This is a genomic window from Paucilactobacillus wasatchensis, assembly GCF_000876205.1.
In the GTDB taxonomy this organism is placed as follows: Bacteria; Bacillota; Bacilli; order Lactobacillales; family Lactobacillaceae; genus Paucilactobacillus; species Paucilactobacillus wasatchensis.
The window spans coordinates 1-668 of the sequence record NZ_AWTT01000102.1; the positions used below are offsets into that span (position 1 = coordinate 1).

A 668-nucleotide genomic window follows, 5' to 3' on the forward strand; every position below is an offset into this window, starting at 1 on the left:
AGTTGACAGATCCGCCTTCATCAACGATTATCAAAGTCCGTTCGAATTGACCAGTTCTTCCGGCATTAATCCGAAAATAGCTCTGAATTGGGACGTCTGCGTGCACACCCTTGGGCACGTATAAAAATGTTCCACCGGACCAAACCGCTGTGTTAAGTGCGGAAAATTTATTGTCCGATGCCGCTACCAGGGTTCCAAAGTATTGTCTAACCAGATTTGGGTGCTCGCGAAGTGCTGTATCAGTATCCATAAAAATGATTCCTTTTGCTTCAAGATCTTTTTTCAGATTACTATAAACAGCTTCAGATTCGTATTGGGCTGCCGACCCAGCCAAATATTTCCGCTCGGCTTCATGGATGATAGTGATGGAAGTAGACGAGAATTCCTAGATCTGGTAAGTAAGAAAAAATAATCAATTTAAAAAAAGTCTGGTAGTTTCACGTGGAACAATTAGTAACGAAAAAATTTAGGTTAAAAATAATGCCATTCATGATTTTTTAAAGTCAAATAATGTCAAAAAGTTTCATTTCAATTTTACAAAATAGCGTGGCAGTGTCTTGTGATCCATAGGTAAATAGATGCTGACTTCTATTTGTACGTTCAAATTAACGTTGAAAATAAGTTTAGCCAAGGCAACTATTGATCATATAATTTATAAGAAATGCCTT

1 pseudogene is annotated in these 668 nt (G+C 37.4%); it reads right to left on the reverse strand.

Going from position 1 to position 668, the window contains the following annotated elements:
* Positions 1-358: pseudogene (locus WDC_RS09300) on the reverse strand (Fe-S cluster assembly protein SufB); the annotation flags it as partial.
* Positions 359-668 lie beyond the last annotated feature (310 nt).